The 14,472-nt window shown below is 57.9% G+C and carries 14 protein-coding genes and 3 tRNA genes; 12 read left to right on the forward strand and 5 right to left on the reverse strand.

The features are described 5' to 3' along the window. Window positions 1-7 precede the first annotated feature (7 nt). The 4 genes from ACHUE7_RS13195 to fbp all read left to right on the forward strand — a co-directional run bounded on the left by ACHUE7_RS13195 (window position 8) and on the right by fbp (window position 4,128). Entirely contained in the window at window positions 8-880 is an 873-nt protein-coding gene (locus tag ACHUE7_RS13195) for a hypothetical protein (protein WP_394170386.1), read from the forward strand. Beyond that, entirely contained in the window at window positions 877-1,671 is a 795-nt protein-coding gene (locus ACHUE7_RS13200) for an HAD-IIB family hydrolase (protein ID WP_394170387.1), read from the forward strand. Before ACHUE7_RS13195 ends, ACHUE7_RS13200 begins: the two co-directional genes overlap by 4 nt. Beyond that, complete coding sequence (locus tag ACHUE7_RS13205) at window positions 1,664-2,884, forward strand: glycosyltransferase family protein (RefSeq protein WP_394170388.1); 1,221 nt, start codon at window positions 1,664-1,666, stop codon at window positions 2,882-2,884. The genes ACHUE7_RS13200 and ACHUE7_RS13205 overlap by 8 nt, the downstream gene beginning before the upstream one ends. A 218-nt stretch (window positions 2,885-3,102) precedes the next feature. Continuing rightward, entirely contained in the window at window positions 3,103-4,128 is a 1,026-nt protein-coding gene (gene fbp / locus ACHUE7_RS13210) for a class 1 fructose-bisphosphatase (RefSeq protein ID WP_348476097.1), read from the forward strand. Window positions 4,129-4,176: 48 nt separating this feature from the next. Here fbp and ACHUE7_RS13215 read toward each other — a convergent pair whose 3' ends face one another. From ACHUE7_RS13215 to ACHUE7_RS13235, 5 genes are all read right to left on the reverse strand, one after another. Next, window positions 4,177-5,211 carry a polysaccharide deacetylase family protein gene (locus tag ACHUE7_RS13215; RefSeq protein WP_394170389.1) on the reverse strand — a complete coding sequence of 345 codons (1,035 nt, stop codon included), beginning with the start codon at window positions 5,209-5,211 and terminating at the stop codon, window positions 4,177-4,179. Then, window positions 5,208-6,074: a sulfurtransferase gene (locus tag ACHUE7_RS13220; RefSeq protein WP_394170390.1), complete on the reverse strand. Its 867-nt coding sequence runs from the start codon at window positions 6,072-6,074 to the stop codon at window positions 5,208-5,210. The genes ACHUE7_RS13215 and ACHUE7_RS13220 overlap by 4 nt, the downstream gene beginning before the upstream one ends. A 105-nt stretch (window positions 6,075-6,179) precedes the next feature. After that, a tRNA-Gln gene (locus ACHUE7_RS13225) sits at window positions 6,180-6,254 on the reverse strand. A gap of 60 nt (window positions 6,255-6,314) precedes the next feature. Further along, a tRNA-Gln gene (locus ACHUE7_RS13230) sits at window positions 6,315-6,389 on the reverse strand. Window positions 6,390-6,398: 9 nt separating this feature from the next. Beyond that, a tRNA-Met gene (locus tag ACHUE7_RS13235) sits at window positions 6,399-6,475 on the reverse strand. Between the two features lie 392 nt (window positions 6,476-6,867). Between ACHUE7_RS13235 and ACHUE7_RS13240 the strand changes: the two genes are divergently transcribed. From ACHUE7_RS13240 to alr, 8 genes are all read left to right on the forward strand, one after another. Continuing rightward, complete coding sequence (locus ACHUE7_RS13240; RefSeq protein WP_394170391.1) at window positions 6,868-7,464, forward strand: LemA family protein; 597 nt, start codon at window positions 6,868-6,870, stop codon at window positions 7,462-7,464. 14 nt (window positions 7,465-7,478) lie between these two features. Beyond that, on the forward strand, window positions 7,479-9,395 hold the full coding sequence (locus ACHUE7_RS13245) for a M48 family metalloprotease (protein WP_394170392.1): 1,917 nt from the start codon (window positions 7,479-7,481) through the stop codon (window positions 9,393-9,395). Window positions 9,396-9,666: 271 nt separating this feature from the next. After that, entirely contained in the window at window positions 9,667-10,089 is a 423-nt protein-coding gene (gene rpsF / locus ACHUE7_RS13250; RefSeq protein WP_028671489.1) for a 30S ribosomal protein S6, read from the forward strand. 17 nt (window positions 10,090-10,106) lie between these two features. Continuing rightward, window positions 10,107-10,334 (forward strand): 30S ribosomal protein S18, encoded by a 228-nt coding sequence (gene rpsR, locus ACHUE7_RS13255; protein ID WP_028671490.1) that lies wholly within the window; start codon window positions 10,107-10,109, stop codon window positions 10,332-10,334. Between the two features lie 25 nt (window positions 10,335-10,359). Continuing rightward, the gene (locus ACHUE7_RS13260) at window positions 10,360-11,214 is read left to right on the forward strand and encodes a hypothetical protein (RefSeq protein ID WP_394170393.1); all 855 of its coding nucleotides are present in this window, start codon (window positions 10,360-10,362) and stop codon (window positions 11,212-11,214) included. A 10-nt stretch (window positions 11,215-11,224) separates the two neighbouring features. Next, window positions 11,225-11,674 (forward strand): 50S ribosomal protein L9, encoded by a 450-nt coding sequence (gene rplI, locus ACHUE7_RS13265; protein WP_213677529.1) that lies wholly within the window; start codon window positions 11,225-11,227, stop codon window positions 11,672-11,674. Between the two features lie 200 nt (window positions 11,675-11,874). Beyond that, complete coding sequence (gene dnaB, locus ACHUE7_RS13270; protein ID WP_394170394.1) at window positions 11,875-13,278, forward strand: replicative DNA helicase; 1,404 nt, start codon at window positions 11,875-11,877, stop codon at window positions 13,276-13,278. Further along, on the forward strand, window positions 13,275-14,360 hold the full coding sequence (alr, locus tag ACHUE7_RS13275) for an alanine racemase (protein WP_394170395.1): 1,086 nt from the start codon (window positions 13,275-13,277) through the stop codon (window positions 14,358-14,360). Before dnaB ends, alr begins: the two co-directional genes overlap by 4 nt. Window positions 14,361-14,472 lie beyond the last annotated feature (112 nt).

Here is a 14,472-nt window from a genome sequence, read left to right on the forward strand (position 1 = left end):
TTTCATCATGGATCCGACATTCGCAGATTTTATTCAATCCGCCGGTTTGCCCGAGGCCTTGTTGGCCCATCAGGCGAGCCTGTATCAGCCGCTGGCCGATTGGGTGATTGCCAGCCGGTTAACGCTGGTGGGCATTCAGGGTACTCAGGGGTCGGGCAAATCGACGCTGGCTCAGGTGTTGAAGTGGCACCTCGAAAAAGCGGGGCTCAGAGTTGAGGTGCTGTCGATCGATGACCTCTACCTCAGCCGGGCTGATCGACATGCGCTGGCGCAAAGCACGCACCCCTTGCTGGCTACGCGAGGCGTGCCAGGTACCCACGACGTTGTGCTCGGACGGGAACTATTCTCCTGGGTTCGGTCCGGCACCGGTTCCCGCGCACTGCCCCGGTTCGACAAGGCTCAGGATGACCGGGCTTCGCGGGCCGACTGGCACCATTGTGAGACACCGCCCGATGTCCTTCTGTTTGAAGGCTGGTGTGTCGGCCTGACGGCTCAGCCAGAAACCGAGTTGACCGAGCCCGTTAACAGCCTGGAAGCGCGGGAAGATTCCGCCGGCGACTGGCGTCACTATGTGAACGACCAGCTGCGGCAGTTCTATGAACCCTGGTACAACCAGTTGGATGCCCTGATTGTGTTGCAAGCGCCCGGGTTTGAGCAGGTGTTTGCCTGGCGCAAAAAGCAGGAAGAGGCATTGCGTGCCCGCAAACAGGGTCAGGGCGTTATGGATGAGGTGGCGCTGCGGCGTTTCATCTCCCATTACGAACGACTGACCGGGCACGCGCTGGCAACCCTGCCCGAACGGGCCGATATACTGATTCCGCTGGGGGCCGATCAGCAGCCCGGCCCGATACAATGGCTCAAAAAGGGGCCCGACCAATGACGCAGTGGATGGTACTGACCGACCTGGACGGCACCTTGCTCGATCATGACAGTTACGACTGGCGACCGGCCGAGCCCGCGCTGCAAGCGTTGCAGGCACTGAACATTCCGGTCATCGCGGTCACCAGTAAAACCGCCGCCGAACTGGTCTCGTTGCGTACTGACATTCCTTACCTGGCACCCCTGATGGCTTGCGAGAACGGGGCCGTAGTGATTGATGATAGGCCCGGTTCCCAAACCCGGGAGGTACTCGGCGAAGCAACTGACGCTTTGATTGACCGGTTCGACCAGGCAAGCCTGGAGAGTGGCGCACAGGGCATCGGATTTCACCAGGCCAGTGATCAGCAGGTGGCCGACTGGACCGGTCTGAGCCTGGCCGACGCGGCCCAGGCCCGTGCCCGGGAGGCCTCGTTGCCGGTCTATTACCCAACCGACTGGCCCGGGCGAGCCGCCTTTATCCGTGCCGTAGAAGCTCGCAGCGGACGGGTGCTGGAAGGAGGGCGGTTTTTGCATTTGGCTGGCAGCGCTGACAAAGGCACTGCGCTTGACTGGATGGCACGCCGTCTGAACATCGAACACACGGTAGCGCTGGGCGATGGCGGCAATGACGACGCCATGCTGGCCCGAGCCACCATCGGTATCCGCATTCCCACCGCCGGCACGCGCCGGCCTGAATCCCTGACGACCATTAGACGTGCCAGCCAGCCGGGCCCTGCCGGCTGGAACGAAGCGATGTTGTCGTTGCTGAACCAGGGGCTGTTCAACGAACTCCGAGGAGAACGAGATGAGTGATTTTTTCCAGAACGGCGTGATTGCCAATCTGCACAATCTGGTGGACCGACCGCTGGCGTCCATGGAAAAGGAGTTGGTCGGTTTTTCCCATCAAAACCCCATGGCACTGGTGTTGCCGTCCCTGTATTCCGAGCTTGAACAGCCGGCTCTGGAGAACATCGTCCAGGAGTTGATTCCGGTGCCGTATCTGAACGACATTGTGGTCGGGCTGGACCGGGCCAATCGCGAGGAGTTCAAGCATGCCCAGCAGTATTTTTCGCGGTTGCCGCAACAGGTACGGATTCTGTGGAACGATGGCCCGCGCTTGCAGGCCATAGACCGGTTACTGGCCAGCAAAGGCCTGGCACCGGCCGAGATGGGCAAGGGCCGCAACGTCTGGTATTGCTACGGCTATATTCTGGCCGCCAACCGGGCCAAAGCAGTGGCCATGCACGATTGCGACATAAAAACCTACGATCGCAGCATGCTGGCGCGACTGATATACCCGGTGGCAAACCCGGCCTACCGGTATCAGTTCTGCAAGGGCTATTACGCCCGCATAGCCGACAATAAAATGAATGGGCGGGTGTGCCGCTTGCTGGTGTCTCCGCTGATACGGGCGTTGAAGATGGTGAAGGGTGAGAATGAGTTTCTCGAATACATGAGCTCGTTTCGCTATGCGTTGTCCGGTGAGTTCAGCCTGCGTACCGACGTCTTGCGCAACATTCGCATCCCGAGTGACTGGGGCCTGGAGGTGGGCGTGCTGGCTGAACTGCACCGCAATTACAGCCCGCGCAGCATCTGCCAGGTGAATGTCGCGGATATCTATGACCACAAACATCAGCCGCTGAGCCCGGAAGACGCGCGTCAGGGGCTGTCGAAGATGTCGCGGGATATCAGTAAGGCGTTCTTTCGCAAGCTCGCCACCCAGGGCCAGGTTTTTACCGAAGAGCATTTTCGCACCATCAAGGCGACTTATTACCGGGTTGCGCTCGATTACATCGAAACCTACTACAACGATGCCATCTTCAACGGGCTGTCGCTCGACCGGCATGCCGAAGAGGAGGCAGTGGAGTTATTTGCGCGCAATGTGATGTCTGCAGGACAGGAATTTCTGGAAAACCCCATGGCGACGCCTTTTATGCCCAGCTGGAGCCGGGTTCAGTCGGCCATTCCCGACATTCTTGAGCAAATATTTGATGCGGTGGAACTGGATAATCAGGAAATGGGCTAACACAAGGCTCGCCACCGGGCGCCGTACGATCAATAATACCCACCTGAGCGACACCATGTCGCTCTACTCGAGCCGGTTCGCCGGGGTTTTACCCAATGCCAGCGAACCGTACGCTCATTCAATAAAGAGGTTGCTCCTGAAGCGACCCGATAAGCAGTACTACTATCAACCCGATAATCAACCTGACCATTAACGTCAAAAAACACCAGGGAAGCACCATGAAACCGCACTTTATGCAAACGCTGGGCGAGTTCATCATCGCCAATCAGAAAGACTACCCGAACGCCTCCGGCGAGTTCTCCGCCCTGTTTTCGGCCATTCGACTGGCCGCCAAGGTCATTCACCGCGAGATCAACAAGGCGGGTCTGGCTGACCTGGCCGGATTGGCCGGGGGTGACAACATTCAGGGCGAAGCACAACGTAAGCTAGACGTGCTGGCCAACGATACCTTCAAGGCTGCTCTGGCCGCGCGGGGCGTTGTCTGTGGCATTGCCTCAGAGGAAGAAGACCATTACATCCTGCTCGATGACGGCCTGAATACCGACAGCAAATACATCGTGCTGATGGATCCGCTCGATGGTTCTTCAAACATCGATGTGAACGTCTCCGTAGGTACGATCTTCTCGGTTTACAAGCGTCGCTCGCCCCTGGGGACCAAGGTTACCGATGCCGATTTCTACCAGCGCGGCAACGAACAGGTTGCGGCCGGTTATGTGATTTACGGCTCGTCCACCATGATGGTGTACACCACCGGCCATGGAGTGAATGGCTTCACCTTCGACCCAACGCTGGGCGTGTTCTGTTTGTCGCACCCGGATATGAAAACCCCGGAACTCGGACAGATCTATTCGGTTAACGAAGGCAACTACGTGCATTTCCCGGACGGGGTGAAACGCTATATCAAGTACTGCCAGGTGGAAGACGCGGCTACCTCACGCCCCTATACCAGTCGCTACATTGGCTCGCTGGTGTCTGATATTCACCGTAATCTCATCTATGGCGGCATTTTCCTCTACCCGTCGTCAGCGCCTTATCCTGAGGGCAAACTTCGCCTGTTGTATGAGTGCAACCCCATCGCCTTTCTGGTGGAGCAGGCCGGTGGCCGAGCCATCAGTGGGTCCGGGCAGCGTATTATGGACATCCAGCCCGAATCACTGCATGAGCGGGTGCCTTTCTTTGCCGGCTCCCGACGCATGATTGAAGACCTGGAAAGCTGTCTCGATGAGTTTGGCGGCAAAGGCTGATATTGCTGAGCAGAGTGGGGGCCGTGGCGGCTCCCCACACGCCTGTTTTTACCGGTCGGTTTGCACCAGCCAGGGTTGCGAGAACCAGTAGAAAAACGAGCCGCTGCGTGCCTGTGAGGTGCAGTTAAAGCGGTGGCGTCCATCACTGAGAGCCTCCGGTGTGCTTACCCGAAACCGGGTATCGTCCAGCCATTCGGCGTCAACCCAGGCGCTGTCGACAAAGCAGTTCAGGCTGCGGCTCATGTCGGAAGTGTCCGTCAGTTCCACGGTGACACTGGGGCGGGTCTCGGACGTCAGCATATCGGGCAGGGCCGTCCGGTTCACCGGCATCGGCTTGCTGTTGATTTTGGTGATCAGGGTTTCCGGGTTGGCATAAACGCCTGCGGCGGCGAAACGGGGTATGGCACCCCAGTCACTGTCGGCGTTCATGCCGCCCGAATGTTGTGCAAAGGCAATGAAGTCTTCATCCAGCAGCGCCTGTTTCAGCGACTCGTTGTATTCACCATAGGGGTAGGCAAACCAGCGCGGAACGCCATCGCCAAGTTCGTCGGTCAGGCGTTGCTGGGCATGGCTGATGTTGTCGATCATCGCTTGCAGCCAGGCGTCATCGAGCGGCGAGTGGCGAACCATGTAATCGTGATCCCGGCTGTGGTTGGTAATGGTGGCACCCCATTCCTGCAGGTCCCGAAGCTGATCCCAGCTCATCATTTCCTGGAAATTCTGGTCGATTGGGTCGGTGGCGACAAACACCGTGAACGGTACGTCAAATTCCTTCAGTAACGGAAAGGCATTGGTGTGAATGTTCTCATAAGCGTCGTCAAAGGTAATGGCGACGGCTTTGTCGGGCAGGTCGATGTCGGCCTCGCCGCGCAGTGCAGCCAGCGCATCTTCCAGCGGTACCACGGTCACGTCATTGTCGCGTAACAACTGCAGGTGCTCCCGAAATCCGGAGGGGCTGATCGTCGTACTGGCCGGCGTGTCATTGGCGACGTGGTGGTAGACCAGAATATTAACCGAATCGGTTGCGTGCACGGTAATGCTGAACAGCATCGCACCTAGTGTCACTAGCAGACGCGGAATCATAAAGCGGGCTCCTCGGATGGGGCGGTTTCAATGGGATGCTGCGGATCGGTGATCCATTCACTCCAGGATCCGGCATATAAGCGGGGTTGCGGGTAGCCTGCCAGTGTCATGGCAAGAATAGTATGGCAGGCGGTAACGCCAGACCCGCAATAGCTGACGGTGTGCGGGCGATTGCCAACACTGGCGAAGCGACTGGCCAGGGTTTCCGGATTCAGGAAGCGACCGCTGGCGTCCAGGTTGCCGGTAAAATCGGCGCAGCGCGCTCCGGGAATATGGCCGGCTTTGGTATCCAGAGGCTCCTGCTCGCCGAGAAAGCGGGGCAGGGCCCTGGCATCCAGTAATGTCAGGTCAGACAGCCCGGCTTGTAGGTCTTTACCGGAGATTATCCAGTCTTGCGGGCAGGTAGCTTTGATGCTCCCGGCCCGGCGCGGGTGGCTGTCGGCGCCCGATTGCAGTGGCCCTTGCCAGGCATCCAGCCCGCCGTTGAGCACCTGAACCCGCGCAACACCTGCCCAGCGCAACAGCCACCAGGCTCGTGCGGCGAACATGGCATTATTCTGGTCATACACCACCGCGGTGGTGTCGTTGTTAACGCCCCAGTCGCGCAAGCGGGCTTGCCAGTCTTCCGGGTGGGGCAGAGGGTGGCGACCGGTCTGGCCGGGAATGCGGGTGCCGGACAGATCCCGGTCCAGGTGCGCATAGACCGCCCCGGGCAGGTGTTCGCGCAGGTAATGCTGTTCGCCTGCAGCCGGATCGGCCAGATTGAACCGACAGTCCAGAATCAGGGGTGACACGATGTCGGGGTTGGCCAGCCAGTCGGCCAGCTGATCAGCCTCGATAAGCGGATGAGTTGCGATAGACATGCGTCGGCTTCCTTTCAATTGACCAGGTACGATAGCGACTAATAGCGTCTATGAGAAGTACAGGGGCTGTCATGAGAGGGTAAGCGTTATGTGCGGAGGAAGGTATGGCTGGGCCGGCAGGACTCGAACCTGCGAATGACGGGATCAAAACCCGTTGCCTTACCACTTGGCGACGGCCCAATAGAATACGTAAACAATACCGTCTACAGAGGGGAGATGATACCACTGAAGGCGGGGAGATGGCTGGGCCGGCAGGACTCGAACCTGCGAATGACGGGATCAAAACCCGTTGCCTTACCACTTGGCGACGGCCCATTAAGAAGTTGGTGGCTATGGCTGGACTTGAACCAGCGACCCCAGCATTATGAATGCTGTGCTCTAACCAGCTGAGCTACATAGCCTCCGTAACGGCTGCGTATTATGCGAATATTTTCCAGTGTGTCAACACGAACATCTCGTTTTTTTCAAAAAATTCAAGGGCTTAGAACCCTGAATCCGGAGATGAAACCCTGTCTGAAGCGCACGGAATGCGGTGCCGGTATCGGCTTGCTCACACAATGGCAAAGCCGGTCGGCGATTTTCGCAGGATTGACCAAAAAAACAAGCCATCCGTGCAATCTGTTCAAATGGCCTGTAGTGACGCGTTTTGTGACCGGGTGCCGAATACGGCAAGCGGCGCTATTGTTTCCAGCCGCAGCTCGTTAAACTGCCGGGCAGAGGCTGCGGCCGGTTATCCGGCCGGCTGAGCCCTGTTCGGGAATTCTGTGATTTTACCGCATTGAAGGAGAGTAAAATGGAGTCGTGGATCAGTACTGTTATTACCTGGGGTATACCTGCCGTCATCCTGATCGTAGGCGTGGTCATATACAACCGGCTGGTCGCACTGCGCAACCGCTTCAAGAATGCGTTCTCCCAGATAGACGTGCAGTTGCAACGCCGACATGACCTCATTCCCAATCTGGTCGAAACCGCCAAGAAGTACATGGCGCATGAGCGGGAAACATTGGAAAACGTGACTTCAGCCCGTAACCAGGCCGTTGCGGCCCAGAAAACAGCGGCAGCTGACCCTACCAATGGCCCCATGGTCGATATGCTGAGCAAGGCCGAGGGCATGCTGACCGGTGCGCTGGGACGACTGTTTGCAGTCTCTGAAGCCTACCCGGATCTCAAGGCCGACGGCACCATGCGGGACTTAATGGAGAGCCTGGAGACGACTGAAAACAAGGTTGCCTTCTCCCGCCAGGCCTACAACGATGCGGTCATGAACTACCAGACTTACAAGGAATCCTTCCCCAATAATCTGCTGGCGGGTGTCACCGGCTTCAAAGATGCGGCCTTGTTTGAACTGGAGAACCCCGAAGCTCGCGAGGCGCCCAAGGTTCAATTTTAAACAGGCGCTGATGGATGGACTTTTTTGATCATCAGGACCAGGCCCGACGCAAGTCCGGACAACTGGTACTTCTGTTTGTGCTCGGTGTGCTGGTCACCGCTTTTCTGGTTAACCTGTTGGGCTTTGGCATCTGGCTGCTGATTCAGGGGTATGCCGGGACTGGCCTGCCGGCGACGGTATGGCAGTCGTTGCAAGGGTGGCTTACCAGTCACTATGCCTGGCAACTGGCGCTCGGCACTCTACTGATTATTGCCGCTGGTTCACTGGCGGCCTACTGGCAACTGCGCCAGGGTGGGGGCGAGGTCGTGGCGCGCTGGTCGGGTGCTCGCCAGGTCGACTACCAGCAGAATGAACCGGCTGTTCAGCAGTTCATTAACGTCAGCGAGGAAATGGCCATCGCCGCCGGTGCTCCGGTGCCCAGCCTTTATGTGATGGAGCAGGAGACGGCGATCAATGCCTTTGTTGCCGGTTACCAGGCCGACCAGGCTGTACTGGTGGTATCCCGCGGTGCGCTTGACGCCCTGAGCCGGGATGAATTGCAAGGTGTGGTGGGCCACGAGTTCAGTCACATCCTCAATGGCGATATGCGTCTGAATGTTCGCCTGATGGCGGTACTGGCGGGTCTGATTCAGATCGGTCAGGCAGGCCGCTGGATGTGGAATTCGATGTACATCGGGTTCCGATCCAGCCGCCGCGGTCGCTCCGATGCTGCTCTGGCGATGCTAGGGCTGGGGTTGATTCTGATTGGCTACGTTGGTGTTCTGACAGCCCGGGTGATTAAAGCGGGTGTCTCGCGCCAGCGTGAGTATCTGGCTGATGCCAGCGCGGTTCAGTTTACCCGCAACCCCGATGGCATCGCCGGGGCGCTCTACAAGATCCGCGAACACGTTCAGGGTAGCCAGCTGCAACACCGACACGCTGAAGACATGTCGCACTTTTGCTTTGGGGAAAGCGTGGCACTGTCGAGCATGATGGCAACGCACCCGCCGCTGGATGATCGCATCCGCCGGGTGAATCCTACCTTTATGGCCCGGGCACGCCATCGCAGCCGCGCCAGCGAGCAGGCAGACAGCGCAGTGGCGCGCACCGCACCGGATGCCTTCGAGCAGGTGATGGGGGTGGCAACGCTGGGTGCCCTGGCTGGGACCGTGCGGCCAGATCACCTCGATTATGCCCGGCGGCTCTATAAGAACATCCCGGAGCAAGTTCGCCACTCGGTGCATCAGTCAGCCGGGGCCAGAGCCTTTTGTTACAGTCAGATCATGCTGGCCAGTCCGGGCCACGAGCAGGCTCTGCTGAACCTGATCAAACAGGAGGATGTGTCGGCCGTTGAAGTGCTCCGGCGGTTATGGCCCTTTTATCAGAAGCTCGACCCGCAATTGCGGCTGCCATTGCTCGACATGGCCGTGCCGGTGCTCAAACGGCTGGATGAGCGCGAGCGACTGGTGTTTCTGGACCGGCTGAGCCGGCTGGCAGCTATGGATGAGGAGCTGGCGCTGCGCGAATGGGTATTGCTGGCGCAAGTGCGCCGACATTTGTCCGGTGCCGGTGCAACCGGTTCGCAGGTTACCCGGCCCATTAAAGAGTGTGGGCAGGATCTGCAGACAGTGCTCTCGGCACTGGTGCATGTGAACCGTCAGCCAACACTGGCCAGAGCCGCCTATGAGCAGGCAATACAACCTTTCGAGCTTGCCGATAAGTCCCTGCTTGCGCCGGAACAGGCCAGTTTTGCGGCCGTAACCGGCGCGCTGGAGCATTTGGGGGAAATCGCCTATTTCTGGCGCCGGGCGGTGTTGCAAGCCTGCGTTGATGTCATTCGTGCAGACGGTGCCATTCATCAGGATGAATACGAGCTGCTTCGGACTCTGGCGGATTGCCTGGGGTGCCCGATACCGCCGATGGTCGAGCATGAGTGGCGCCCGGGCGGCTAGCGCACTGTAACAGACTAAATGTCTTCACCAGCGAGTCGCCAGGCAGTCAGATGCAAGGTGCACTGGCCCTGTTTTTCTTGATTATACCTACGGCATTCTATATTATGCGCGCCCTTCCGGCCTGTCTCAGGCAGGGAGGTTTGTGCCTTTTGCATGGGCAGGGCCGAGCGGTTACGCCGTTTCGGGCCGGGCCATAACAAGGGCTGAAGAGTCACTCCTTACCTTACTGCGGCCGCACCGCAGGAGGTTGCCAAAACCGCAAGGAGATTTTATGCGTCATTACGAAATCGTTCTGCTGGTCCATCCTGACCAGTCAGAGCAAGTACCGGCCATGATCGAGCGTTACACCTCTGTTGTAACCGAGAAAGGTGGCAAGGTACATCGCCATGAAGATTGGGGCCGCCGTCAACTGGCTTACCCGATTCTCAATGCTCACAAGGCTCATTATGTTCTGCTGAACATCGAAGCTGACAACGACACCGTTGAAGATCTGAAGAGCACCTTCCGGTTTAACGATGCCATCATCCGCAACATGATCATGCGTCGCAAAGATGCTGACACTGAAGCATCCCCGATGATGAAGAGCGTTGAAGCCAAGAAGGCCAAAGACGAAGCTCAGGCTGCTGTTGCCCGCAACCGCGCTGAAGAGACTGAGTCCGAGCCCGAGAACGACGAAGAGTCTGAAGAAGCCTAACAACGAGGAGCATTCACATGGCACGTTTTTTCCGCCGCCGCAAATTCTGCCGTTTCACTGCAGAAGGCATCAAGGAAATCGATTACAAAGATGTAGACCTGTTGAAGGGCTACGTTACTGAAACCGGCAAGATCGTACCCAGCCGGATCACCGGTACCCGTGCACGTTACCAGCGCCAGTTGTCTTCGGCCATCAAGCGTGCTCGCTACCTTGCCTTGCTGCCTTACACCGACAGTCACCAGTAAGTCGGATTAAAGGGAGGACCCTGGCATGATGGGCTTGGCTCGCTTTGCGATGAAAAGCCAACTGAACGCTGGGGTTCTTGCTGCAGGTTTTGCTGCGCTGCCGATGCTTTATGCACTCAGCGCAGCGCTGGTGGCACTGGTCACGCTCAGGCGTGGCGCCACCGAAGGCACCAGGGTGCTGTTGTGGAGTTTGGCAGGGGGACTGGTTTCCTGGCAATTGACCGGGCTGATCTTGCCCCTGCTGGTTTTACCCGTCACCGCGCTGTTGGCGATGGTGATGCGATCGGTGCAGAGCTGGTCGGTGTTGTTGACAGTGGCGGCCCTGTTGGGCATTGCGCTGGCTATAGCCGCCCAGGTTTTGCTGAACGATCGGTTTGAAGCGGTGATTACCCAGGTACAACAGGGTGTCGCTGGCACCGATTCCTCTCAGCCCATGTGGCAGATGTTGGAATCGGTGAAGCCCAATGCGGCTTTTCTGGTAATGACCGTTGAACTCCTGGAAGCGCTGTTGTGTTTGGTGCTGGCGCGTTACTGGCAAGCCGGGTTGTACAACCCGGGTGGGTTCCGACAGGAATTCCATGCGCTGCGAATCAGCGGCCGCTTGCTGATAGCGCTGGTGTTACTGGCTGGCCTGGCTTACGCAGTGAAGCCTGCAGCCATGCTGTTGTTGCTATTGCCCCTGTTATTCGCCGGTGTGGCGTTGGTGCATGGGGTGATTGCGAAAACGAATATGGGTGGGCAGTGGTTACTCGCATTTTATGTCGGGGGCCTGCTGCTCAATCAGTTCATTTTACCATTGCTGGTACTGGGTGCTGTGATTGATGGGGTGCTTGATATTCGAGCCCGCCTGACCAAAGCGCCCGACCAGAATGACGAATGAGGTAAGCGAGATGGAAGTTATCCTGCTTGAGAAAGTTGGCAAGATGGGTGTTCTGGGCGACACCGTTAACGTAAAAAACGGTTACGCACGTAACTACCTGGTCCCGCAAGGCAAGGCTGTGCCTGCCAGCAAGGACAACGTTAAAGTATTTGAAGAGCGTCGCGCCGAGCTCGAGAAAGCCGAAGCCGAAAAACTGGCTGCTGCTCACGAGCGCGCCGAGAAGCTGGCCGAAATCGAACTGACCGTTCAAGCGAACGCCGGTGACGAAGGCAAGCTGTTCGGTTCTATCGGCCCGCGCGATGTGGCTGATCTGGTTGCTGCCGCTGGCGTTGAAATCAGCAAGTCTGAAGTCAAAATGCCTGCTGGCCCGATCCGTAACACCGGTGAATTCAACATCACCATCCAGGTGCATCCGGATGTGGAAGCCTCGGTTCACATCATCGTGGTACCGGAAGCCTGATACAGCAGTAATTCATTGCTGATACGGTTCTGACACAGAACGGGAGACAGGAGCGCACCAGTGCGCCCCCTGCCTCCCGTTTTTTTGTGCCCGGAGTTCGTGTCAGCCACCGACTCTCACGCCCCTCCCAATTAGCAGCTCAAACCGATACCATAGCTGGCTCTGTTCTCTGTGCTGAAGATCCCGATGAGTAACGCCCTATGACCGACACCCTCGAAGACGATCTGTTTTCCCACAACGACGAGTTGGCCGGGCTCAAGGTGCCGCCGCACTCGCTGGAGGCGGAGCAGTCGGTGCTGGGTGCGCTGATGGTAGACAACAGCCAGTGGGATAACGTCGCCGAGATCCTACTGCCCGACGATTTCTACCGTAACGAGCACCGCCAGGTGTACCGGATGATGATTCGGCTGGCCGAGCAGACTCAGCCGCTCGATGTGATTACCCTGGGTGAAGCACTCGACAACGAGAAACAGCTCGATGCCGTTGGCGGTATGGAATACCTGAACGATCTGGCTGAAAACACGCCGTCGATCGGTAACCTGGTTGCCTACGCCAAGATCGTGCAGGAACGGTCGGTGTTGCGGCGGCTGATTGCCGTTGCCAATGACATAGCCAGCAAAGCCTATGACCCGCGTGGGATGGATGCCGAATCCATTCTGGATGACGCCGAACGTCAGGTGTTTCAAATTGCTGAGGAACGGGCCGATCAGGATGGCGGGCTGGTGCACGTCAACCCACTGGTCGACCGGGCCATTCAGCGCATTGATGAACTGTTTCACTCCGACAGTGAGATTACCGGGGTGTCTACAGGTTTTACCGATCTCGACAAGATGACCACCGGCATGCAAGCCGGTGACCTGATGATTCTTGCCGCGCGGCCTTCCATGGGTAAAACGACCCTGGCCATGAACCTGGTGGAAGAGGCGACGCTGAATCAGGAAAAACCCGTTGTCGTGTTCAGCCTGGAAATGCCCGCAGACCAGATTATCACCCGGTCCATCGCCTCACTGGGGCGCATCGATATGGGGCGGGTAAAAACCGGTAAGCTGCATGAAGACGATTTTCCCAAGCTCACCAAGGCGGTCAACCTGCTTAAAGACCGCAAGTTGTTTATTGATGATACACCCGGCATCAGCCCGAATGAAATGCGCAGCCGTTTGCGGCGCCTGGTTCGGGAGCATGGCGACATTGGTTTGATCATGATCGACTATTTGCAGCTGATGAAGATCAAGGGCTTTACCGAGGGCCGTACCGGTGAAATCTCCGAGATTTCGCGGTCGCTGAAGGCGCTGGCGAAGGAATTCAATTGTCCCATGGTCGCCCTGTCGCAGTTGAACCGGAGTCTCGAGCAGCGACCCAACAAGCGGCCGGTTAATTCGGATCTGCGGGAATCCGGTGCGATCGAGCAGGACGCCGACATCATCATGTTCATTTACCGGGATGAAGTTTATAACGAAGATTCCAGTGACAAAGGCATTGCCGAGCTGATCATCGGCAAGCAGCGTAATGGCCCTATCGGTACCTGTCGGGTGGCGTTTTTGGGGCAATACAGCCGATTTGAAAACCTGGCGCCGGAACAATACGGCAGCTGGCAAGACGAATGAGCCGGGGCACTTGCGCGTACATGGACCCTTCGGCGTTGCAGTACAACCTGCAGCGGGTTCGAACTCTGGCGCCCGGAGTACGGATCTGGGCGGTGGTCAAAGCCGATGGCTATGGCCACGGTGCGGTTCAGGTGGCTCAGGCGCTGCATCAGGCCGATGGCTTTGCCGTCGCAACATTGGCAGAGGCGCAAGCTTTGCGGGATGCGGGCATCGATTCGCCCATCCTCTTGCTGGAGGGCACGCTCGGGCCACTGCAGGCGCTGGATGCAGTGCGTCTTGGCTGCGATACCGTCGTTCACCAGACCGAGCAACTATCCTACCTTGAAGCCATGGCAGACCGGCTCGGGAAACAGCGCATTTGGTTGAAGGTTGATACCGGCATGCACCGGTTGGGCGTGGCTCCCGCGCAAGTGCCTGAGTTCGTGAAACGGATTCAGGCCATTCGTCCCATGCAGCCGGTCAATCTGATGACGCATTTTTCCAGTGCCGATGAGCCCGAAGCCCCCTATACCGCAATGCAAATTGCCCGCTTTAATGAATTGGCCAGAGCACTGCCGGGCACGCATCTGTGTCTGGCCAATTCGGCTGGCGTCATGGCCTGGCCAGAAAGCCATGCCGATTGGGTTCGACCCGGCATCATGTTGTATGGCGCCTCGCCCGGGTTCGGAAAAACCGGGTTGGCGCTGGGGCTGAAACCCGCCATGAGGTTAACGGCGCCGGTCATTGCACTGCGCACGGTTCCTGCCGGTGAGTGGGTGGGGTATGGTGCCCGCTGGCAAGCCAAACGGGAGAGTCGAATCGCCACCCTGGCCATCGGCTATGGCGATGGCTACCCGCGTCACGCTCCCGATAACACGCCGGTTTGGCTGAGCGGGCAACGCGTACCTCTGGTGGGTAAGGTATCGATGGATATGTTAACTGTTGATGTGACCGATGCTCCCCAGGTCCAACTCGGAGACTCGGCTGAACTCTGGGGTGAGCACCTGAGTGTTGATGAAGTTGCCTCACACATCGGTACCGTCGGCTATGAATTGTTGACGCGGGTTTCACCCCGTGTCGATAAACAATGGCCCACTGACTAAATCAAACCCGGTTAGAATTACAGGAATGCGACCTGGGTTTAATTTTTAGCGATTTCCGAGCAAAGATACTTGTCAACGCCCCCCGAATACACCTACATTGGAAGTGCTGATT

Origin of the sequence: Saccharospirillum alexandrii (assembly GCF_043641555.1) — a bacterium.
GTDB classification, from domain to species: domain Bacteria; phylum Pseudomonadota; class Gammaproteobacteria; order Pseudomonadales; family Natronospirillaceae; genus Saccharospirillum; species Saccharospirillum alexandrii_A.

Bases quoted from the DNA above. Each gene is read 5' to 3' on its own strand.
- ACHUE7_RS13195 (WP_394170386.1), top strand. From the start codon at position 8: ATGGATCCGACATTCGCAGATTTTATTCAATCCGCCGGTTTGCCCGAG.
- ACHUE7_RS13200 (WP_394170387.1), top strand. From the start codon at position 877: ATGACGCAGTGGATGGTACTGACCGACCTGGACGGCACCTTGCTCGAT.
- ACHUE7_RS13205 (WP_394170388.1), top strand. From the start codon at position 1,664: ATGAGTGATTTTTTCCAGAACGGCGTGATTGCCAATCTGCACAATCTG.
- fbp (WP_348476097.1), top strand. From the start codon at position 3,103: ATGAAACCGCACTTTATGCAAACGCTGGGCGAGTTCATCATCGCCAAT.
- ACHUE7_RS13215 (WP_394170389.1), bottom strand. From the start codon at position 5,211: ATGATTCCGCGTCTGCTAGTGACACTAGGTGCGATGCTGTTCAGCATT.
- ACHUE7_RS13220 (WP_394170390.1), bottom strand. From the start codon at position 6,074: ATGTCTATCGCAACTCATCCGCTTATCGAGGCTGATCAGCTGGCCGAC.
- ACHUE7_RS13240 (WP_394170391.1), top strand. From the start codon at position 6,868: ATGGAGTCGTGGATCAGTACTGTTATTACCTGGGGTATACCTGCCGTC.
- ACHUE7_RS13245 (WP_394170392.1), top strand. From the start codon at position 7,479: ATGGACTTTTTTGATCATCAGGACCAGGCCCGACGCAAGTCCGGACAA.
- rpsF (WP_028671489.1), top strand. From the start codon at position 9,667: ATGCGTCATTACGAAATCGTTCTGCTGGTCCATCCTGACCAGTCAGAG.
- rpsR (WP_028671490.1), top strand. From the start codon at position 10,107: ATGGCACGTTTTTTCCGCCGCCGCAAATTCTGCCGTTTCACTGCAGAA.
- ACHUE7_RS13260 (WP_394170393.1), top strand. From the start codon at position 10,360: ATGATGGGCTTGGCTCGCTTTGCGATGAAAAGCCAACTGAACGCTGGG.
- rplI (WP_213677529.1), top strand. From the start codon at position 11,225: ATGGAAGTTATCCTGCTTGAGAAAGTTGGCAAGATGGGTGTTCTGGGC.
- dnaB (WP_394170394.1), top strand. From the start codon at position 11,875: ATGACCGACACCCTCGAAGACGATCTGTTTTCCCACAACGACGAGTTG.
- alr (WP_394170395.1), top strand. From the start codon at position 13,275: ATGAGCCGGGGCACTTGCGCGTACATGGACCCTTCGGCGTTGCAGTAC.